This is a genomic window from Dyadobacter luticola (assembly GCF_005860805.1).
GTDB classification, from domain to species: Bacteria; Bacteroidota; Bacteroidia; order Cytophagales; family Spirosomataceae; genus Dyadobacter; species Dyadobacter luticola.
In genome coordinates, this window is sequence record NZ_VCEJ01000005.1 from 771427 (window position 1) to 793484 (window position 22058).

Here is a 22058-nt window from a genome sequence, read left to right on the forward strand (position 1 = left end):
TGTGCCGGTACAATATTACGCAGATATTACCTACTTATTATATGGCCCTGAAATATTGGCATTTATGCTCATATTTGTTAGATTCACTCTCTTAAACCATACGCCTGTGCTGGAAGGAATATTTGATATCAAAAACGATCGCCGCCTGAGTATGTATCTGTACCGGGTCGGATTTGGCATGTGGCTGATGTATCTGGTGCTCGGAGCGCCTGCCTTGAAAGCGTATCACCACTATCGCCAGGATTGCGGTTTGCTGTCTTTCGTGCTGATGATTTTTGGGTTCAGTGCTTCTATGGTGTATGATTATGTTCACCACCACGAGCAGTTTGAAATGAAGAAAAAGTGGCTTTTTATCAGCTACGCAATCCTCGCCTGCATCATTTACTTTCTGGAATTCAAAGGTAATGCCAGGATTATCGATCTCAACTGGCTCCTGACCCTGCTTTAATCTGCCAGGCCGCTTGTCGTTTTCTCCCTTTGCATCATTTCGAGGATTTTTCTGTGCGTGAGATCAGGCAGCGCGGCTACTTTTCCGATGACGATAATAGCCGGAGAGGCCATTTCACTCACTTTTGAAAGCGGTACAATGTTGCTGATTTTGCCGGTAACGAGCTTCTGCTCTTCCAGGCTGCCGTTTTGAATGATCGAAATAGGCTCGTCGAGCTTGTTGAGGCCCGAGTACATGGCAACAATTTCTTCCAGTTTATGCAGGCCCATCAAAATCACGACGGTCGCCGTAGACTGAGCTGCCAGGTAAAGGTCTTTGGATAGGGAATGTTCTTTCGTTGTGCCGGTAATCACCCAAAAACTTTCACTTACACCCCTGGAAGTGAGCGGGATACCAGCAAGAGCCGGGACCGCATAGCTACTCGAAATACCAGGAATTACCTCAGACTCAATACCGTGCTCGGCAGCAAACAGGATTTCTTCATAGCCGCGGCCAAAAATAAATGAGTCGCCACCTTTCAGCCGGACTACTTCACCGTACTGATATGCCTTTTCTACGATCAGGTCATTGATTTCGTCCTGTCCGCAGCTTGTCTTACCGAATCGTTTTCCAACCAGGATTTTTTCGCAATCTGCCGGGCAGTAATCCAGCAGGGAGGGGTGCGCGAGGGAATCGTATAGTACAACCCGTGCTTTTTGCAAGGCCTTGATTCCTTTGAGGGTAATCAGGTCGGGATCGCCCGGGCCGGCACCTATTAATGTAAGTTTCATGATATTTAGCTTTTAGCCCTCAGCTGTCAGCGCTTACCTTTTTCATGAACCAGAAGGTTAAAAGTTAAGCGCTGACAGCTGAAAACTAACTGTCTTTTCCGAAAGAAAGCTCCTGCAAAACCGGCTCGCCGGTTTCCATCAACTGGGCTTCTCTGGTGTTACGAACAAAGTCGAGGAATTTGCCGGCGGTACCGATAAAGTACGTTGCAAATTCTTGGGTTGGTTCAAATTTATTGATACTGAATGCCAGTGACTTAAATGGTGTCTCCGCTTTTTCAGGTAAGGCAAATTCCGCAGGGGTTTCGTATTTGAAATCCTGGCCGAAATGCGTTTCGAAATCATTTACAATGCCGTACTGCGTGTTCGTGTTGACGTCTTTCGTCATCAGCAAACCCTTCGCACCGGTAATGAGCACATTGTAAGCGTGATAAATCGCATCCGCCCAAATGCCCGACTCGTAGTTTTCTTTGGCAAGATTCAGCTTTTCCTGTCCTTCTGTAATCGTAGTTGCAACCAAATCCACCAGCACACTCGCACATTCTCCCACCCCGATTTCAGTTTTGAAAAGCTCATCGTGGTCCCAGTCGCGGTAATCGTCGTCGGTCAATGTCGACAGATCGGCCAGCGGTTTCAGCAGCTGGAAGAAGTAATTTTTCGTCTGACGCAGATAATACTGGTTGTAATATTCGCCTTCGTAAGCATTGTTTGCATAGTCATCGAAAAGCACGCGCAATGTTTCAGGGCCGCGTTTGGTAGGCACTTTGATCACCTTATCGCCGATTAAGCCGATACCGTCACCGGAAAATCCGCCGCCCAGCAATACCTGCAATGCAGGCAATACCATCTTGCCGTTTTTGATCGAGCTGCCGTGGAAACCAATGTTGCAGGCATTGTGCTGTCCGCAACCATTCATGCAGCCGCTGATTTTTATTTTAATATCCTGATTATAAATCATTTCAGGATACTCGTCACGCATTACATCTTCCAGCACGCGGGTAATTCCGTAGCTGCTGGAAATCGCCAGGTTACAGGTATCTGTTCCCGGGCACGTGGTAATGTCCATCGTGCTGTCAAAGCCAGGAGCAACCAGGCCGAGTTTAGCCAGTTCGTGATAGATCGCCACCAGGTCTTCGCCTTTTACAAAACGCAGGATATAACCTTGGTTGACTGTCACGCGAATGTCATCAGCCGCATATTTACGCACGATGTCCGCCAGGCTGCGGGCAATGGTCGAATGCATATCGCCCAGCAAAACCCGAAGCTGTACCGCGTGCCAGCCTTTTTGTTTTTGTTCAAATGTATTGGTACGCAGCCATTTGGTGAAAGTATCCAGCTTTTCAGCTTCAATGCTTTCGGCCGCTATTTTCAAAATCTCCGCTTCACTTATAGAAGGGCGTGGAGCGTAGTTGATAGATTCAACTTCTTTCGTTCCAAACAAATCCTCAGGAATCGTGAAGACTTTGTTTTTCACCGCAACCCGCTGCTCTTCCACCCGCGCCAGCATTTCTTCCAGACCCAGGTCATTCAAAAGAAATTTCATACGCGCCTTATGACGGCGTACGCGCTCTCCGTAGCGGTCAAAAACGCGGAGCAAAGCTTCTATAAAGGGAATTACATCTTTCTCTTCAAGGAATTCAAAAGCAGTTTGAGCAGAAAAAGGCTGCGCGCCCAAGCCGCCACCGATCAGCACCTTATATCCTTTTACAGTTTCACCAGCTTCATTCACGCCCATTTTAGCGATCAAACCCACGTCGTGGATGAATGCCAGAGCCGAATCTTTTTCAGAAGAAGAAACCGCGATTTTGAATTTCCTTCCCATATCCTGATTGATCGGGTTACGAAGGAAATATTGGAAGATGGAATGTGTAAGAGGAGTTACATCAAAAGGTTCGTCCGGGTCTATACCCGCTACCGATGAAGCAGTTACGTTACGAATAGTATTTCCGCAAGCCTCTTTCAAGGTAATACCGGCATCTTCCAGGTCAGCCCAGAGCTGAGGAGAATCAGACAGTTTTACAAAGTGCAGCTGGATATCCTGGCGCGTAGTTGCGTGCAGGTTTCCGGTCGCAAATTTGTCCGAAGTATCGGCAATGCGGACAAGCTGGTCGGCAGTGACGCGTCCATACGGTAACTTGATACGGATCATTTGCACACCCGGCTGGCGCTGGCCGTACACGCCGCGTGTCAGACGAAACTTGCGGAATGCTTCCTCCGGTGTTTCGCCCGAGTTAAATGCACTGATTTTTTTATTTAAATCAATGATATCACGCTTCGCAACAGCGGATACTTTGTCAGAAATGATTATCTCGCTCATGGTATAATGGTATTCTATATTCTAATAGTCTATCTGTCGCCCTCTTTGTCACCCTGAGCGCAGTCGAAGGGTTATTCAATCATGCAGGCCCCAACTGTGACGTTAGAGGTCTCATCGATCAGGATTGCCGCGCCATTTGCACGGTTTTTCTGATAAGGATCGTATGCAATCGGGTTTGCCGTTCTTAAAATAATCCGGGCAACATCGTTCAATTTCAGGCTCTCTACCTCGTCCAGCTTCTCGTAAGAATTAATGTCGATCTGGTATTCAATGTCACGGACCGAGCAGCGTGACCTGGCAGTTCCATGCTGCAGTACATATTTGCTGCCGGGTTTCAAAGTCTTTCTATCGTCCATCCAGCACACCAAAGCTTCGATATCCTGGCTTACGATCGGGGAGTTGTTCAGCGAAACAATGCTGTCGCCCCGGCTGATATCGATATCGTCTTCAAGCAATATCGTTACCGATTGAAGAACAGAGGCTTCCTCTATTTCGTTTCCGCCAAATTCGATTTTGGCGATCTTTGATTCCTGCTCCGATGGCAAAATTTTGACCAGATCCCCTTTTTTGAAAGTCCCGCTCTGGACGCGACCCGCGTAGCCACGATAGTCATGCAGCTCCTCAGTTTGAGGACGGATCACATATTGCACTGCAAAGCGGCCGTCTTCCTGATTTTGATCTTTTAAAACATTAACAGTTTCTAAAACCGAAAGCAATGTTTCGCCGGTGTACCAGCTCATACTCTCCGATTTGTCTACAATGTTATCTCCGTTTAAAGCACTTACCGGGATGATGGTCAGGTCTTTAATGTTCAGTTTTTCAGCTAGTTCCGTGTAGTTTTTCGCTATTTCCAAAAACCGGTCTTCCGAATTTCCTACCAGGTCCATTTTATTGATCGCCATAATTACATGCGGGATACCCAGCATGGAAGCGATCAGCGAATGTCTGCGGGTTTGTTCCACCACGCCATGACGTGCATCCACCAGGATGATCGCCAGATCGGCGTTTGAAGCGCCGGTAACCATATTCCGGGTATACTGAATGTGGCCCGGAGCGTCAATGCTGATAAACTTGCGGTTCGGCGTCTGGAAATATTTGTAAGCCACATCAATCGTAATGCCCTGCTCACGTTCCGAGCGAAGACCGTCGGTCAATAATGCGAGGTCAATTTCGCCCGCATTACGGGTTTTACTGGCGCGCTCGATGGCTTCCATCTGATCGGCCAGGATATTTTTTGTATCGTAAAGCAAACGTCCGATCAGGGTACTTTTCCCGTCATCTACGGAGCCTGCTGTTATAAATCTTAGTAAATCCACCTTAACAACTTTAAATTATTGAATGAGCGAATGAGTGAATGAGTGAATGTGCTTTTGTCACCCTGAGCGCAGTCGAAGGGCCAGCGCCCAATCAAAAATAACCGCCTTTTTTCCTGTCTTCCATCGCTGCTTCCGTCTGCTGGTCGTCGATGCGGGTTTCACCTCTTTCGCTGATTCTTGAAATAGCGATTTCAGCGATTACCTCGTCGAGCGTTGCTGCATGGGATTCTACGGCAGCGGTACAGGTCATATCACCCACGGTACGGAAACGCACCTGGCGTCTAACGATTTGATCCTCAGGATCCGGCGCGATCACAGGCGTATTATTCAGCAATTTTCCATCTCTCAAAATCAGCTCCCTTTCATGCGCAAAATAGATCGAAGGCAATGCAATACCTTCTCTTTTCAGGTAAGCCCAAACATCCAGCTCAGTCCAGTTAGAAATCGGGAAAACGCGAACATTCTCACCTTTTTGAATGCGACCATTAAACAGGTTCCACAGTTCCGGACGCTGACGTTTCGGGTCCCACTGACCAAACTCGTCGCGGAAAGAGAAAATACGTTCTTTCGCACGTGCTTTTTCCTCGTCCCTGCGGGCACCGCCGATACAGGCGTCAAACTCAAATTCTTCAATTGTATCCAGCAAAGTGAAGGTTTGCAACCAGTTACGGCTTGCATTCTTGCCGGTTTGCTCTTTCAGTCCTTTTGCTTTGATGGTATCCTCCACATATCGCACCACCAGCTTCGCACCGATTTTTTCGGCCAGCTCGTCGCGGTACTCGATCGCCTCAATAAAGTTGTGGCCAGTATCTACGTGAACTAGCGGAAAAGGGATTTTTCCAGGTGCAAATGCCTTTTGAGCCAGATGCACGAGGGTGATGGAATCTTTCCCACCCGAAAACAAAAGCGCAGGTCTCTCAAACTGACCAGCCACTTCACGCATAATGTAAATGGCCTCCGCTTCGAGCTGGTCCAGATAATCCGGCGTGCTGCGATCGGTGGTTATGCCTGAGGCCTCTTTCACTGAAATTGACATATTGGATTGTTTTTCTTGCAAATATTGGGGTGCTTACTTGGCGTGTAAGCCACATTCTTTTTTAGATTCATCTTCCCACCACCAGCGACCGGCGCGGAAATCCTCGCCTTCCTGGATCGCGCGGGTACAAGGTGCGCAGCCAATGCTCACAAAGCCCCTGTCATGCAGGGGGTTATAAGGAATTCCCTGCGACTTCACATATTGTTTTACTTCTTCAAATCTCCATTTCAAAATCGGATGAAACTTCACCAACTGGTGCGCCTCGTCCCATTCCAGCTGCGGCATATCGTGACGGTTGCCCGACTGCTCGGCGCGGATACCGGTCACCCATATCTTCGCACCTTTCAAAGCGCGATTCAATGGCTCCACTTTACGGATAAAGCAGCATTCCTTACGGTTTTCCACCGATTCGTAAAAGCTCAGCGGACCTTTGGTGCTCACCAGCTGCTCTGCGGCAGCGGTTTGCGGGTAATAAACTTTGATCTTCGTATCATACCGGTTATTGGTCTTTTGCAGCGTCATATAAGTCTCCGCAAAAAGCCGCCCAGTATCCAGTGTAAAAATCGAAATGTTCAGATTGTTTTTCAGGATCAGATCGCTGATCACCTGGTCTTCATAGCCAAGACTGGTTGAAAAAACGACTTCTCCCGGAAACAGGTCCGCCAGCACAGCCAGCGACTCAGCTTCGCTTTTGCCTTCGATAGCGGCATTTAAAGAGGAAATAATGGATTCGTTCATGGTGATTTTGCCTGCGCAATGCTTACTCTAATATATCACTTTTCACCGACACCTCCACCGCGTGGGTGAAGTCTTCGATCAAATCGTCAATGTCTTCCAGACCAACTGAAATGCGGATCAAACCGGGCGTAATGCCCAATGCTTTCTTTTCTTCCGGTTTTAGTTTGGCGTGGGTTGTTGTATTTGGATTTGTTACGATTGTTCTAGTATCTCCTAAATTGGAGGATAAAGAAGCAATTTCCAGCGCATCCATAAATGCAGCCACTCTTTCAAAACCGCCTTCCAGCTCAATCGTCACAATTGCACCACCGGCTGTCATTTGCTGTTTGGCCAACTCGTGCTGCGGGTGTGACGTAAGGAAGGGATATTTTACCTGCTTCACGTCCGGATGTTTTTCCAGCGTTTCGGCCAGTTTCAAGGCATTCGCGCAATGTTTCTCCATTCTTAATCCCAATGTTTCAAGACTCTTGCTCAAAACCCAGGCATTAAAAGGCGACATAGACGGGCCAGTCTGACGGCAGAAAAAGCGTAACTCTTTGATATACTCTTTTTTACCAACAACAATACCACCGAGCACGCGACCTTGTCCGTCCATGAATTTGGTAGCCGAATGTAAAACCAGGTCAGCCCCGAACTCAGCCGGATTTTGCAAAGCCGGAGAGGCAAAGCAGTTATCGACATTAAAAATCAGGTTATGCTTCTTGCAAAGCCGGCCTACCATCGCCAGATCCACCAGGTCCAAACCTGGATTAGAAGGTGTTTCGAGATAAACCATTTTAGAATTAGGCTGTACTGCCGCTTCCCAATCCGCTTCACTGGCGTCCGCGTCGAGATATGTATAAGTGATACCCCACTTGCTCAAAATCTGCGTAATCACCTGATGCGCAGAGCCGAACAAAGCGCGGCTCGCGATAATGTGGTCGCCGGATTTCAACAAGGCAGCCATACTTGCAAACACCGCCGCCATTCCAGTCGCCGTCGCAACCCCGTCCTCACAATCTTCGAGGTAACAAACCTTATCCACAAATTCCTGTACGGAAGGGTTGGAAAAACGGCTGTAAATGTTGCCCTCCTCGGTTTCTTCAAAAAGCGCTTTTCCCTGCTCGGCACTTTCAAAAGTGAAGCTGCTGGTCAGAAAAAGCGGCGTTGAATGCTCGCGATACTTGGTTTTCGGTGTCTGCGTACGAATCGCCCTGGTTTGTTTTTTCATTTCTAGCTTGGCTCTTAGCTGCTGGCTGTAAGCCTTTTATTTTTTATTAAACTCAAAATCGAATATTGCTCTTCCCGTTCCATGAAGCGAAAAGTGAATCGCTATAAACTGCTCAGCATCATATAAATAATCCGCAAGCTCACAATGATAACGATGGTGCCGACCATGATCATCATGGTTTTGATCGGTAGCCTTCTTGACAAATTGGCGGCGATAGGAGCGGAGACCATGCCTCCCAAAATCAATCCTAATACGACCTGCCAGTGTGAAAATCCAATGATGCTGATGAAGGTAACCGAGCTTGCCAGTGAGACGAAAAATTCGGCCAGGTTAACCGAACCGATCGTGTATTTCGGGTGACGTCCGCGGGCGATCAATGTAGACGTTACAATCGGTCCCCAGCCGCCGCCGCCAATCGAATCCAGCGTTCCGCCGGCCAATGCAAGCCAGCCAATCTGCCTGATCGGCCGTTTTTCGACTCGTTTCTTCAACGCTTTCTGAATGATAAGAATTCCCAGGATCAGCGTGTAAACCGCCACCATGGGCTTAATGATGTAAATATATTGCTCGAAGGACGAGAGCAGGTAAGCGCCGGCAATCGCGCCGAGCACGCCGGGGAACAAAATCTTCTTAAAAAGCTTGCTGTTTACATTCCCGAATTTCAGGTGCATATACCCTGAAACCCCGCTCGTAAAAATCTCCGAAGTATGCACACTGGCACTCACCGCAGAAGGAGGAACGCCCAATGTCAGTAGAAATGTTGATGCCGTAACCCCGTAAGCCATCCCCAGCGCCCCGTCGATCATTTGCGCGACAAACCCGCCGAGCACATAATAAAAGAAGTTTTCGTTCAGTTCGAGATCTTTCCAGAGCAGCGTCAGGCGATCGTAAGTGAAGAATGCGAAAATCAGGTGCCCGACAACCATCAAGGCGATCGCGGAGAAAATATTCACGGCTACTTCGGTGCGGGTTCTTTTGCGGGTGGTGGCTGCCCAGAGCTTTTGCTGGACCGTTTCCCAGGTAAGAGGCGTTTTTGTATTATTTCTGGAAACCGAATGTTCAGCAGCACTACGTTCAGATGCTGGCGCAATATTCTTAAAAACCACATCCGATTCCTCGGGCAGGTCCCTGAGATATACTACTTTACCTTTTTCCCGCGCCAATGCTGCCAAACGACGATCTTCCTCAGGATCACCGCTTGCAATGTACGCCACGTCCAGCGATTCCCAGTTAGCAGAATTGGTTTCAGATGAGGGTAAAAAGTCCGCCGCTTCCTTCAAAGTCTATGTAGTATACTAAAATTATAGAGTAATTCAGGGCAGCAAATTTAAGATCAAATTGTTAGTTTTCAAAGAATAAAAAAGGAAGTTAACCTCAATAACACCGCACTTCAAAAAGGGCCGCCGGAACATTTGCATGCGTGTTTTTGACCCTGATCTTCAAATGTTGTGTGGTAACTGGTTTATCGAAAACGATCGTCCGCCTAGTCTGATGGTTATCCGAAATGCTTCCTACGAGTTCATCATTACAGTTATAAACCCCGATTTCACTTGCGCAAAAGGGCATCACGGTTTCCGGATGTACATAAATGACATTTTCCATCGGGTGGTCAGAATCGGTATCAAAAACCAGTTCCAGCTTCGAGATCGTCACCGGCTCGTTCCACTTAATGTTCAGCTGCGGGTTTTTATCCTGCGGATCAGCGACCCAGGCATTGGGCGAGGAAACCGGTCTGTGAAAGCCATTTCGAATGTTTTCAGGTTCAAAAAGAGAGATTGGCTCGCTCAGTTTAAATGCAATGTTCCGTCCCTCTGGCCTGCGCTGCGGGCACCAGAATTCGAAGGTATCTACGCCTAGGTCTTCCGTCGGTTCCTGTTTTCCGTAATTGGAAACAGCCGGGTTTGTCGCATTAAATACTGTCAATAAACCAGTTACGCGCGTGTCGCTATATTGAATTTTGATATTTTCATTTTTCATAAAACAAACAAAAGCATAAGCTTCTTCCGCGAAACTTTCGGACCAGTCTAACTGAATTTCGTGCCTGCCTTTTGCCAGTTGATAAGATTTGCTTTCAAATGTTACGTCCGGCGTATGGTTGAAATGTCTGCTGCTTTTCCGCAGCTCAACGTGCAGCTCGGTATCTTCCAAAACCTCCACCAAAACTGTCATCGCAGGCACTTTGCCTTTGACCGGCAGCATTTGCGCCACGGAATGTGAGATTACCGACCAATGTTCCGAGCCAGATAGTTCTCTCAATTTCAATTTGGAAGTGGCATCAATTGAAACTGCTTTCTCAACTAAATTTTTAGAATCAGAAATGTGGGTCTGCGGCAAATATTGCCCTGCACGCCAGAGTTCCAATTGTAATTCTTTCAAGTGTTGCTGCCCAACTCCCCGTGGCGAGCAGTTATATTTTTTCGCAATCGCAGCTGCCATCGCCACCGCCTGGCCGCCCACCGCGCTCGTGGCCATCACTCTTGTTGAAGCAAATGCCACGTGGGTAGCACTAATAATTCTTCCGGCAATAAAAAGATTGTTGATGTTCCGGCTGTAATAACAGCGGTAGGGAATGCTGTAAACCCCCTTGCTATGCCACTGATTACAACCTGATTGATCGCTGTAAACGCCATCGGCGGGATGCAGATCCAGGCTCCACCCACCGAAACCCACGGTGTCTTCAAATGGTTTTTGCTCGACGATATCTTGTTGCTTCAAAAGGTAATCTCCCTCAAAACGCCGGCTTTCCCGCTTGCCAGGTATCGTACCTACCCATTCCAATGTTAAATTCTCAGAATCCGGAAATTCACCTGAATTTTTAATGTAATTCCAAGCGCCATAAACGACCTTCCATAATTCCCACTTGATTTTCTCGGTATCATGCACCGTATCCAGCCGCCCGCCATATTCCAGCCACCAAAGCCGGCAGCCAAAGTCCTTCGGGTTAAATGTTTTATAGCGCGGGATTTCCTTAATGTCCTGCAAAGCATAAGAAGGCGGAACAAATTTCACAGGCCGACCTATATCCTTGGAATAGAAATACATAGAATGTCCCAGCAGCTCACCATAAGCCTTGTCCGGCGCAAATTTTTCACCAAACTCATCCGCCGATTCCGCACCCATCCTGAAAGCCGCACCCGCCAGAAAACCGACAATGCCATCCCCGGAAGCATCACAAAATAGTGGCGCAGAAACGGAGTATTTGGTACTATTCTGACTGCAAAATGCATGTACCGCCGTGATGGATTCCGTCTCCGTATTTTTATCCAGATCATACACCGCCGTGTTCAAAAGCAGCGTAATGTTCTTTTCCTCGACCACTTTTTCCAGCAAAACCGTATCAAAAATCAGCGGGTTACCATCAGGGTTCCGGTAAATATTTTCGAGCATAATCTCGTCGATCACGCCACCTTCGCGTGCCCAGCGGTTGTTGTTGCCCATGTGGGAGGTCGCGCCCAAAATCCAGAGCCGCACCTCGCTCGAACAATTTCCGCCCAGCACCGGCCTGTCCTGGATCAATGTCACTTGCATACCCGCCCTCGCTGCCGTAATCGCCGCGCAGGCGCCCGTCAATCCTCCCCCCACAATCACAAGGTCGGCTGCTGACGCGATGGTTTTTGGTGTTCTTTTTGCTGATGCTTCTTCTCGTATCATATTGTCAGGTTTTTTATCTTCCTGGTTTTCAGGCTAGTGTGCTTATTATTCCAGTGCAAATTCGGCTTCCATCGTCAAAAAGCCTGTTGGTTTATAAATAGATATCTGTGTTTTTCCAGCGAACCCGCGGATCGGAATGCTTGCCTCTCTACTCTCGCCGGGGTTGAGCTCGGGGATCGTAACCTGGGTTCCGGCCGCTTTGATGTAATAGTTGCTAAGTTTTCGTGTGGGAAAATCAGGCCGGGCTGTGACTTTGATAATCAATGTATTCATGCCTTGCGCGCCCGGTTCGTACTTCACTTTTTCAATGGTCAGCGGAGATAATTCTTCCTGGTGCACCTTGTAAGCGACCCGCGGCGACCTGTCCGGCCCGACGATGCCCCAGGGGCGGAAACCATTGATATTGGTACCAAACAATTTGCTGCGGTAATCATTGTAAGTCCACCAAGAAGTACCCGCCACAAAAGGCCTTTTGCGGACCTCGGCCATCACTTCCCGGATATGCTGCGCCTGGTAAGCTTCCCCGCGCGAACCGTCGGAACGCGTGCCCCACTCGCTGATAAAAACCGGTTTGTCGGGATATAATTTGTGAATGTGGTCCAGCGATTTAGCATGGCCGCCGTAAGTGTTAGTTGACACAAAGTCAACATATTGGCTCGCTTCATCCTCGGCTTTGGCAGGCAGCGCATTAAGCCGCATACTGGCAAATGTATAAAGGCGGGTAGGGTCAACTTCCCGCGCAAATGCGATCATATCCTTGGTCCAGCGCTGCCCTGCTGGCTGCTCGGAAGGGTACTCATTCCCAACAGAATACGCGATCACACTCGGGTGGTTCCAATCACGCTCGGCCATTTCCCGGAACTGCGATTTGAATTTGGTGCGCATGGAATCATTGTCCATCTGCTTTTGCGTAAGCTGCCAGTTACCAGCCTCGGTAATGATGAGCATGCCATATTGGTCGGCCAGATCGTAAAAATATTCGCCTGGTGTGTAATGTGTCAGCCGCTGAAATTCCATCCCGGCCTCTTTCATGAGGCGAAAATCCTTCTCAACCAGCCAATCCGGTTCCAGCGAACCTAGCCCCGGATAATCCAGCACCCGGTTGCCGCCACCCACTTTCAAAGGTTTTCCATTCAACAAAATCTGCGCATCCCGGATTTCTATTTTTCTTATTCCGAAACGCGCCGAAACAGTATCTGAGCCGACAGTCGCTTTCAACTCATATAAATTCGGCTGGTCAAGGTCCCACAACTTTACCTGCGCTGAGGTCAATGTTGCTTCGGCTTCCAGCAAGGCAATTTGCCCGGCAGGAATGTTGCCCGATTTTACTTTCCATTTTAATGTTAAAGGCTTTTTATCCTGCGAAATTGAAAACGCAACTTTCGGCGTGACAGCATTTGCAGAAGTGTTTTTTACCCTGATTTTGGCAGTAACATTCGCATTGCCTTTTGCCAGATCCGGCACGCTCTCAATCTTAACATTCTCAGCATAAACCTCCGGCTCGACCGTCAGATAAACTGGCCTAATCAGCCCGCCATAGTTCACCCAGCCCACAAACGAGTTATCCGGATCGCCATTATCTTTCACAGCCGGGATCGTCGTCGTTTTCCAGGTATCATTGTTGACCGCCACCACCAGCTCATTCGCCCCGTCTTTCAACTGCGCCGTCACATCAAAGCTGAAAGGCGTATACCCCCCTTCATGCTCCCCAACTTTCTGCCCGTTCAACCATACATAAGTCTTATAATAAGCCGCATCAAAATGCAGGATCACGCGCTTCCCGGTCGTAGGCTTCCAGGAAAAAGGCTTGCGGTACCAGGCAGTACCCGTAAAAAATTCGTATCGCTTGTCCGCCGAAAAACAATGCGGCACCGTCACCTTATCCTGCCGCGAAGTCTTCGCCGCATCCTGAATATACCATTGATTCGCAATCCCCTGCTCGGCCGGATCAAGCACAAACCACCAGTCGCCGTTAAGTGAAATCGCACCCGGGTCTTTGATGTGGTATTGGGCGTGGGTTTTAAAAACAAAAAAAATGAAGGCTAACAGAAGCAAATGTTTCAAGTGGGTTTGCATGACAGGGTTTTAAATCTGATGGTTTTCTAAAATGGTAGGGTTGATCTGGACTTTCCGCGCAGCTGAAAACGGAATTAGCGAAGCCAGCAGCACGACCGTAGCGACTCCCGCCGTAATTCCAGCGCCAGACGTAGTCATTGCACTCAATATATATAGCATCACCGCCGTGAAAAGCAGCGCACCAGCTATGACCTGTAAGCCAAAGCGGTTTTGCCGTTTAATCTCAACAGCCTCTTCTTCATTAATTTCCAGCGCGTCGATCCGCTTTTGCTCTTTTGTATCGAGATAAGTCAGGTACTCAGCAGCGACAATATCTTTGGATCTAGCCCAAAGCTCATAGGCAAGTAAAAGCAGCAGCGGAAGCCCGACGCCGACGATGGTTTCCATGCCGCGGGACAGTTTGAAATCCAGCAGGAGGGGAGCCAGTATTTTGAAAAACAGATTAACAGTCAGCCCGATACCCGTCACCCACAATGTCACTTTACTATTTAATCTTTTAGAAAACAAAGCCCAGAGCGGAGGTGCCAGCAGCGGCCCGCCGGAAATGGCTGAAATACTTAAAACGACCTCAACAATCCCTCCCGCAGCCGGTACGAGCAATGCAATCCCGATCATTCCCAATCCAAAAAACCAGGAAGAACCCCGCGCCACGCGGATCAACTGCTTGTCTGAGGCTTTGGGGTTAACCATCCCTTTATAGATATCATTGGTAAAAACTGCCGAAACAACATTCAAAGCCGTATTCGCGCTCGCCGAAGTGGAGAAGTACATTCCCGTCAGCATTAAGCCGAGCAAGCCCGGTGGCAGCACCAGTTTGCAGATCATGAGGTAGGCGTTTTCGGTATCCAGACCAGTTAATGCAGGGTTAATCGCCTTGTAAATCATCGGCGGGAACATCCAGATCACCGGGCTGATCAGGTATAGTCCGGCGAAGAGAAATGCCACTTTCTTGGCAGATTTTTCACTGTCAACACTGGTGTATCGCTGCACCATCGTCCAGTTTCCGCCAATGTAACATATATGATAAATGACGAAAGCAGCGACAAAACCGATGGTATATTCGCCATTTAAAAGATTGAAAAAATCATCCGGCACCGCTTTGCTAAACCCTTCAAAACCACCGACTTTATCAAATGATAGCGGCAGCAAAATGAACACCGCCGCCGACAAAACCACAAATTGCAGAATGTCCGTCACCATCACTGCCCACAACCCGCCGACCGCCGTGTAAGCAATCATAAAAAGCCCCAAACCAATCGTACAAGGCACCAGAGGCAAATCCAGCGAAGCACTGACCAGCTTCGCGACCGGGTAGAGCACCGAGCCTTTGATAAAAACCGAAACCAATGTAAAAATGAAAATGTAAGTCTTCTGAACATTCAGCCCGAGCCGCTCGCGAATGAATTCCGCCGCCGTGAGCGCACCCGTTCTTTTCCAGCGCGGCGCCAGATAAAGTGCCGTCACCAGCGCGCCAATGCACATCGTCCACTGAATGGTGATTGCCACCCAGCCATGTTTATAAGCGATTGATCCCCAGGCCACAAAAGTCCCCGCGGAGAAAAAACTCATAAAAAGCGACAGCCCCCCGATAAACCAGGGGACCGCCTCTCCTCCGGCAAAAAAAGATTTTAAATTCCTTCCCGTCCGAGCAAAAAGAAGGCCGATGCCGAGGACGAAGGCGGAAAAGACGAGGATTACTATGGTATCAATCGTATTATTCATTTGTTGTTTTTTAATGCTTTTTTGATGTAGTCATTCTAGGTTTTTGTTCCGTCGTCTATCGCATTCCCTTTTAATGTCGTCATGCTGAGCGGAGTCGAAGCACGCTGCTCCTTGGCACAATGAAAAGGGCGATGTGCCGAGCCAGTAGCGTGCTTCGACTCCGCTCAGCATGACCAAATCAAAAACTAACTTCCAATGCCCTAATGCCAAATGCAGGAATGCTAATCCGCTCAATGTTAGCATTCTGCATATTTTCCAGCCACTTCAAAGCCACTATCTTCTTCGCATCCCCCATCTTACTCTCATCTAGTTTCAAACTAAAATCAACAGCCGCCGCGCCACTATTCATCAGCACCACATAAACACTATTCTTAGAAACCGACTTGGCAGTAACCACATCTACCGCCGCCTTATCCGGCACCGCAAACCCTTCCAGGATCACCAACTTCGCCTGATCCCCATAAACATTGCCCGGTGCGAAACCGTAAGTCTGATGCGGCCCGACTTTGGGCGTGACGAAGCCTCTCGGAAACCCAATTTTCCCACCCGAGCGTAATGCTGCCTCCGACAACAGATAATCCGTAATCCAGCCAATCTGCCACCAGGCGTGGTGCGGGTAGGGGCCGGCGCCGCGGTTCATCGCGTTCCAGTAGTAGGAAGCCACGCTCGTTTTGCTGTCCACAAAAGCATCCCGGCCGATCGCCGCCGAGCGCGCCATATCGGCAAAAATTTGCTCTCCGGTCAGTTGATACATTCGGATAAATAATCCTGCATGACTCGCAAGCTGGATCGGTCCCTGACGTGTGGCCGAGCCGAAAATGCCACCATGCTCGAAGCTGAGGCCACTTTGACTGATCTCCCAATCTTCGTGGGCTGTGCCGTTTACATTTTTAGGTTTGTGGCTGGCGATGGGATGCGTGTACACAGAGGCAGTGTAAATTTTGGCGCAGATCACCGCCGCGTCCTGGTATTTTTTGTTTTTGGTCAAATCAAATAAATCCAGCAAAGCTTGCGCTGACTGCCCGGTAGCAAAATCCGGCGCATATCTCGCGTCACCGCAAACCCCTAAAAAGGCGCCTGTTTCGACGGCATTTTTGATAAACCATTCCGCCCCTTTTTTCGCGGCTTTCAGGTATTTTTCATCCTTTAAAATTCGGTAAGCGACGATCATCCCATAAAATGTGGGCCGCAAATCTTTGATATCCTTAAATAATTCCTGCTCCGTTTTGCGGTCGTAAGCCACCGCCCAGCTACCGTCCGCATTCTGCCATTTCAGCAATTTATCAGCGCCAAGTCTCAATCTCTCTTTCAATTCCGTATTCTCCGGCTCGAAAAGCAGCATATTGCCGATATCCAGCGTGATATAGTAAGTCAGTGCGATAGGCTCCACAACCTCGCCCCATTCTTCGACAAACTTTTTGCTCTTCGCCAGGTAATACTGCCCCTCAATCGCCCCCTCAAAAAATCCTTGATTCGTTTCCTGCTGCACCAGCTTGAAATTTAATGCGGGCGGCAGCACTTTTTCTTTCAGTTCCGGATCATTCGTAGCATTCGCCAGCATCCACATCGCGCCATAATCGGCATTTTTCATCGCATCCTTATTCGAGCCAACCACCCCGCCGAGATACGATTGCGCACCGATTTGCTTGCCCTCATATTCCTCAATGTTCCAAAGCGAAGTTTTCGGATCGGTGAGGTAATGATGCATTTTTTCAATGCGGTCGGTCAGCGATTGTTTGCTCTGTCGCAGACTTAATGTTTCGTGAAATGTGTAAATATCATTGGCCGCATGTTTAATCGCCTGGAACCAGTCGCCTGCGATGAGGCTGTATCGAAATGAGTAACTGAGCTCGGTGCCCACATTCATTTCGGATTGATATTCGCCCAAAACCGGGTAGTATAAGGTCGGCGAAAGCTGCGCCTTGCGGTTCATGTGAGAGAGGCCCAGGTGCCAGTCAATTTGCGTGTTTTTGTCTTTCGCCCAGGGGTCGCGGGCGAGTCCGGGCTCGGGGATTACGGAAAGTGTAACGCCGCTTTTCGTAGAAATAAGCGGACTTAATGTTGTCGCGCAGCGCTCGCGGTACACCACAGGCCGGTCGGGAATCCCGTGACCGTAAGCATAAGCCAGCGCAAAATTTTGCTGCATATAATTCCCCTGAAAATAGCCCGGCACCGAAGTCCAGGACATTTGATTGACAGGAACCGACGCCAGGGTAGGGGTAGCCAGCGAAAAGTAACCTTTCTTTTTGGGGATAATGTGCAGGGTTACCTGAATGTCGTCCGGGAATTTCGGGTCGAGTTTCCATTCCGCTTTGAACGTCGCAACTTCTGTCTCTTTGCTGAATGTCAGTTGCTTATTATTGATTTTTAAATCATTTGGTAAAAAATGAAAAGCAGTCCCAGCCTTGTTCAGCGAAACGTCGGTTGTGCTCTCCTTCCACTGTTGTTCCTGATAATGATAGTTGTCCTCGGGAAACTTTCCTCCGGTGATTTTTTCAAACGTTTCTTTGGGTTCGGTAGAGGGTTTTGTTTCGGAAAAAAGCAAAGTATACTCGCCTGAGGGAGTCAGTCCCTCGACCCATTTCCTATCTTTTTTAACCAAAATCTTTGCAATGCTGAAATTGCCTTTGTCCTCACTAAAATGAACTGCAATGTGTTCATTAGCCAGGCTAGCGGCGTATTTTTTCTGACCAAAAACATTAAATGCTGCGAAAAAACCCAATAAAACTGCAAAATATACTTTCATTGTCTGTTCGTTTCTCTGATAAAATCCCTGATTCCGTCGCTGGCAAAAGTCTCGGTGCCGCCTTTTTCATTGGTGTAAATCAAATACACGTCGAGGTCGTTTCTTTTTTTAATAAAAGCCTTTGTTGCCTCCAAGCCCATCACAAAAAATGCCGTATCATAGCCGTCGGCAGTGATGGCATCTTTGGCAAAAACCGTCACGCTCAGTAGCGAAGTTTGCTCCATCGAGCCGGTCTTGGGATTGATTAAATGATTGAAAACCTGACCGTTTCTGATGAAATGATTGTGGTAATTTCCGGCAGTCGTCATCGCCCGGTTTTCGAGCCGCGCCGTGGCAAACATGGCCCCGCGATGCAGCGGATCTTCAATGCTGGCGATCCAGGATTTGCCTTCTTCTTTCATGCCCCGACTCAAAACTTCGCCGCCGATTTCGACCATAAAGCGGTCTATGTGTTGTTTCTGCAAAAACGCCCCGATCACATCCACCGAATACCCTTGCGCAATCCCATTGAAATCCAGTCTGACATTGTTTTTCAATTTTTGAACCGACAAAGAATCAAACTGAATGTGCTGAAAACCAACCAGGTTTAGTAGCGAATCAACATTCACATTCTGCGGGTCAGAAATCCGTTTCGCACCAAAACCATAAGCCTCCGCCAGCGGCATAATCGTAGGATCAAAAGCCCCGTTTGTAGCCTGATATACTTCCTGTGATTTTTTTAAAACCGGATAAAAATAGGGCGATTGGAATGTCAGGGAGCTATTTCTGTTGAATTTTACCAACTCCGAATCATTACGGTAAAGTGATAAGCTCTTGTCAAAATCAGCCAAAATTGAATCGATTTCTGTTTTAAAATTCCTGCCTTTTTCATCATAATATTTGGCGTTGTAAGTAGTTCCCTGCGCGGATCCGGTAATGAAAGTGAGCGGTGATTGAAGTGAAGTGGTCGCCTTTCCGTCCGCTAAAGCAGACGGGAAACGACCGGGCTCGTATCCTCGCCACGCCGCACTCGGTAATTTCCCGTCTACTTTAGTTGACGGAAAGGGACCACTCTGATCGGGCTTACCAAGATTGGACTGACCCGAGATTGGTGAGCCAGCAACCAGTAAAACAAAAAAAGAAATCAAAGCGAGATATTTCATTCCGGTTGCGGAGCGAGCGTTTCCCCTTTCAAAATAGCAGTCAATTCAGGTAGATGATCCGTATAAACCCCTCTCGGCGAGGTTTTGTATTTGTTAGCCAGCGCCGCTGCAAATCCTACGACTTCGCCCATCATGCCGCAGGTACGCATTACCCGTGTACTCCCGAAAGCCACGTGCGTCGTACTGATATTACGACCTGCCATAAACAGATTTTGAATGTTTTTGGAATAAAGACAGCGGTAGGGAATGGTATAAGGCGCGACTTTAATGTGCTTCGTGCCGGCGAAAAACTCCTGGCCTTCAAAGTATTTGCTGTTTTTAGGATCGGGAAAATGCAGGTCGATCGTCCACGTGGCAGTTACCGAGCCGTCGGGATAAAGCTTGCCTTCCTGAATATCCATCTGGTTGAGAATGTGGTCGCCGATGATGCGGCGCGATTCACGCTTTCCGCCGATGTAGGCCACCCAGGCCAGCTCTTTCTTGGCGTATTTGGCCGGTTTGTTCTTTTTCAGGTACGACCAATTTCCGTAGATCGCCCGCAGGTTATGGTCGCGGATTTTCTCGGCTTCGGTGATGGTGTTGAAATTACCAAAACCGGTTTCCCACTGCCAGTCAGCCTTCGCTTCGTCAATGTGGTATTCATCCGAAAATTGCATCGCCCAGGGCGTTTCGGGGAAAGATGAAACCGTGTCGCGGTCAAGCGAAGCCCATAAATTAGAGGTACCCAAGGTGAAATCATCGGCTTTTTCTGCCGCCAGCGACTCGCCGGTTTCAGCCTTGCTTTCGCGGCCCATTCTGAACTCCGCGCCAGCGAGGTAACCAAGCGTCCCGTCGCCAGTGCAATCCGAAAAGAAGGAGCCCGAAAAGCGGGTTTCCTGGTTGGTCGCAATGTCGCGACCAACTACTGCAGTGATGATATCACTCTCTTTTTCAACTTTATTAACGAAGGTGTTCAGGAATAGTGAAATGTTCGGTTCAGCTTTCACGACCGCGATTTTGCGTGCGTCGCCATATTCTTTGGCATCGGCATTTCCGTTTCCGGGGTCGCCATTATCCATTTCGCGCACGATGCGGCCGAGTTTTGGATAGTAATTTTTGTCAGTATCGCCCATCAGATGCACCCGGATTTCGGAGCTATTATTGCCACCCAAAACCGGTCTGTCCTGGATCAACGCTACTTTTAATCCTTGTCTGGCAGCCGAAATCGCCGCGCAGGTACCTGCCACGCCGCCACCGACTACGACCATATCAAATCTTCCGGCATCGACTGGTTTTTCGGTCAGGTTCAGCAATTTTCTACGAAATGCACCCAATGCTTCCAGCTCATTCGGCGGGGTAAATTTCAAATCATCCGTAAACAAAATCGCATCACACCGACCATTGAAACCGGTTAAATCCTTCATCGAAAGTTTGGCCTGCGTACCTCTAATGTTCACCTCGCCGCCATCATACCACTTCCACACATCCGATCCGCTCGACCCAAAAACCTGGTTAACCTTCTGTCCATCAATGCTGATCTCAAATTTTCCCGGACCTTTCGGAAACGGCGCCCAATCTTTCGTCCGCACCCACATTTTGTATTTGCCGGTTTTGGGAAATTTCACAGTCGTAGCCGCATCCTTCACCGGCCGCCCCATGCCATGTGCCATGATGTACGACGAGCCCATCACAACAAACGATTGCTGGTCAATCACCCAGCCACCTTTTTCTGTGAAGGATTCTGTTTCGACGAAGACGTGGTTCTGGGCCCCGGCGCAAAGCGCAAGGAGCGAAAGTATAGCAATTAAAATTGGCTTGGCGCGGCTGCCGACTGCCGCTGGACCGTTTACTCCGGCGACCTCGTCGTTTACCGTTGGCTTAAGCCAACGGTAATAGAACCGAACTTTCAACTCCTTTGACTCGGGCTTTAGCCCGGAGGCTTGGGAAAGAAATTTTGGGTAATTTTCAGAAATATTTTTCATTAGTTCTTGGTCAATATTTGTTTGATAAGTGATGCCTGTTCTTCGTTTGATTTTTCAAGACTGGCCTTCAGGTTGCCTTTCAATGAGTCCGTGACTTGAATGCTTTGCGCCTTTTTTAAAATCGCAATTTGTAGTGCGTAGGATGATTTTTGGTAAACTTCCCACATCCAGGCCTGTCTTTTTGATGTTGATAAAAAGTCGCTGCTAAGCCTCTGCAAGGTGTTTTTGGCGATGAAAATGTTCTTTCCGCCAATTACTTTTTCAATGTCGGCTTCATAGTCCCGCTGCACATTCCCTTTGGTATCCATCACTTTTTCCATCGCCCAGTATTGATAATTGTAATTTCCACTACTAAGGAAGCTGTGCAACAGCGCTGGACTGTTGTAGCTTTCAATGATCTTTTTCATCTCAGGTACGGCCTTCCCGTAAGCGATTTTCCACAACGTGAAACACGTGTAAACCGCCCCGTCGATCACCTGGTTTTTAATGGTTTTCAATGTGGCGCCTGATTTCGCATCCACCGAATCGGAAAGATTTTCGGTGCCTTTTACAATCAAGTCTTCCATTTGCAGGTCAGCGAAAATCGAGTTGGGCTGCGCCAGAATGTCCTGCAACTTTTCGTAGTCCTCCGGCTTGAATTCGTCGTGGTCTATTTTGGTTAAAATCTTTCCTTTTGGCAGATCATACCGCACATAATTTCCCAGCAAATCCCAGTAAAAATTGACATGCACCGGCTTGCATTCGCCTGTGTAGCAGACTGGTGTGAAAATGTTCCGGAAAAAGTATTGCGGCTTGCCCGAGTCATCCAGCGCGAGTTTTAATGTGTAGGTCAATGTGTCATTTTCCACGATCTGGAATTCACGCACCTTATCGGCCCCCCGCGAGGGAGAGCCGATGAGGAGCATGAAAACCGTGGTAAGGAACATTC

General features: G+C 48.4%; 15 protein-coding genes. 1 reads left to right on the top strand and 14 read right to left on the bottom strand.

Annotation, left to right across the window (positions count from 1 at the left end; all coding sequences use genetic code 11):
- Nucleotides 1-106: 106 nt before the first annotated feature.
- A complete protein-coding gene (locus FEN17_RS22355) occupies nucleotides 107-448 on the top strand; it encodes a hypothetical protein (RefSeq protein WP_138367600.1) in 342 nt (113 codons plus the stop codon).
- On the opposite strand, the gene cobA is transcribed toward FEN17_RS22355, so the two are convergent.
- From cobA to FEN17_RS22425, 14 genes are all read right to left on the bottom strand, one after another.
- The gene (gene cobA / locus FEN17_RS22360; protein ID WP_138367601.1) at nucleotides 445-1218 is read right to left on the bottom strand and encodes a uroporphyrinogen-III C-methyltransferase; all 774 of its coding nucleotides are present in this window, start codon (nucleotides 1216-1218) and stop codon (nucleotides 445-447) included. The genes FEN17_RS22355 and cobA overlap by 4 nt on opposite strands.
- Nucleotides 1219-1303: 85 nt before the next feature.
- On the bottom strand, nucleotides 1304-3532 hold the full coding sequence (locus FEN17_RS22365; protein WP_138367602.1) for a ferredoxin-like domain-containing protein: 2229 nt from the start codon (nucleotides 3530-3532) through the stop codon (nucleotides 1304-1306).
- 71 nt (nucleotides 3533-3603) lie between these two features.
- A complete protein-coding gene (locus FEN17_RS22370; protein ID WP_138367603.1) occupies nucleotides 3604-4848 on the bottom strand; it encodes a sulfate adenylyltransferase subunit 1 in 1245 nt (414 codons plus the stop codon).
- Between the two features lie 91 nt (nucleotides 4849-4939).
- Nucleotides 4940-5884 (bottom strand): sulfate adenylyltransferase subunit CysD, encoded by a 945-nt coding sequence (gene cysD / locus FEN17_RS22375; protein ID WP_138367604.1) that lies wholly within the window; start codon nucleotides 5882-5884, stop codon nucleotides 4940-4942.
- Nucleotides 5885-5917: 33 nt separating this feature from the next.
- Nucleotides 5918-6622: a phosphoadenylyl-sulfate reductase gene (locus FEN17_RS22380; protein ID WP_138367605.1), complete on the bottom strand. Its 705-nt coding sequence runs from the start codon at nucleotides 6620-6622 to the stop codon at nucleotides 5918-5920.
- A gap of 22 nt (nucleotides 6623-6644) precedes the next feature.
- A complete protein-coding gene (locus FEN17_RS22385; protein ID WP_138367606.1) occupies nucleotides 6645-7832 on the bottom strand; it encodes a trans-sulfuration enzyme family protein in 1188 nt (395 codons plus the stop codon).
- Between the two features lie 101 nt (nucleotides 7833-7933).
- Nucleotides 7934-9112, bottom strand: coding sequence for a TSUP family transporter (locus FEN17_RS22390; RefSeq protein WP_138367607.1), 1179 nt, complete (start codon nucleotides 9110-9112; stop codon nucleotides 7934-7936).
- A gap of 94 nt (nucleotides 9113-9206) precedes the next feature.
- On the bottom strand, nucleotides 9207-11483 hold the full coding sequence (locus FEN17_RS22395; RefSeq protein ID WP_138367608.1) for an FAD-dependent oxidoreductase: 2277 nt from the start codon (nucleotides 11481-11483) through the stop codon (nucleotides 9207-9209).
- 45 nt (nucleotides 11484-11528) lie between these two features.
- Entirely contained in the window at nucleotides 11529-13559 is a 2031-nt protein-coding gene (locus tag FEN17_RS22400; RefSeq protein ID WP_138367609.1) for a glycoside hydrolase family 2 protein, read from the bottom strand.
- 9 nt (nucleotides 13560-13568) lie between these two features.
- Nucleotides 13569-15281 (bottom strand): sodium:solute symporter family protein, encoded by a 1713-nt coding sequence (locus tag FEN17_RS22405; RefSeq protein ID WP_138367610.1) that lies wholly within the window; start codon nucleotides 15279-15281, stop codon nucleotides 13569-13571.
- A gap of 178 nt (nucleotides 15282-15459) precedes the next feature.
- Nucleotides 15460-18027: a glycoside hydrolase family protein gene (locus tag FEN17_RS22410; RefSeq protein WP_229208952.1), complete on the bottom strand. Its 2568-nt coding sequence runs from the start codon at nucleotides 18025-18027 to the stop codon at nucleotides 15460-15462.
- Nucleotides 18024-19169, bottom strand: coding sequence for an FAD:protein FMN transferase (locus FEN17_RS22415; protein WP_138367611.1), 1146 nt, complete (start codon nucleotides 19167-19169; stop codon nucleotides 18024-18026). The genes FEN17_RS22410 and FEN17_RS22415 overlap by 4 nt, the downstream gene beginning before the upstream one ends.
- The gene (locus tag FEN17_RS22420; RefSeq protein ID WP_229208953.1) at nucleotides 19166-21130 is read right to left on the bottom strand and encodes an FAD-dependent oxidoreductase; all 1965 of its coding nucleotides are present in this window, start codon (nucleotides 21128-21130) and stop codon (nucleotides 19166-19168) included. Before FEN17_RS22420 ends, FEN17_RS22415 begins: the two co-directional genes overlap by 4 nt.
- On the bottom strand, nucleotides 21130-22056 hold the full coding sequence (locus tag FEN17_RS22425; protein WP_138367914.1) for a hypothetical protein: 927 nt from the start codon (nucleotides 22054-22056) through the stop codon (nucleotides 21130-21132). Before FEN17_RS22425 ends, FEN17_RS22420 begins: the two co-directional genes overlap by 1 nt.
- Nucleotides 22057-22058 lie beyond the last annotated feature (2 nt).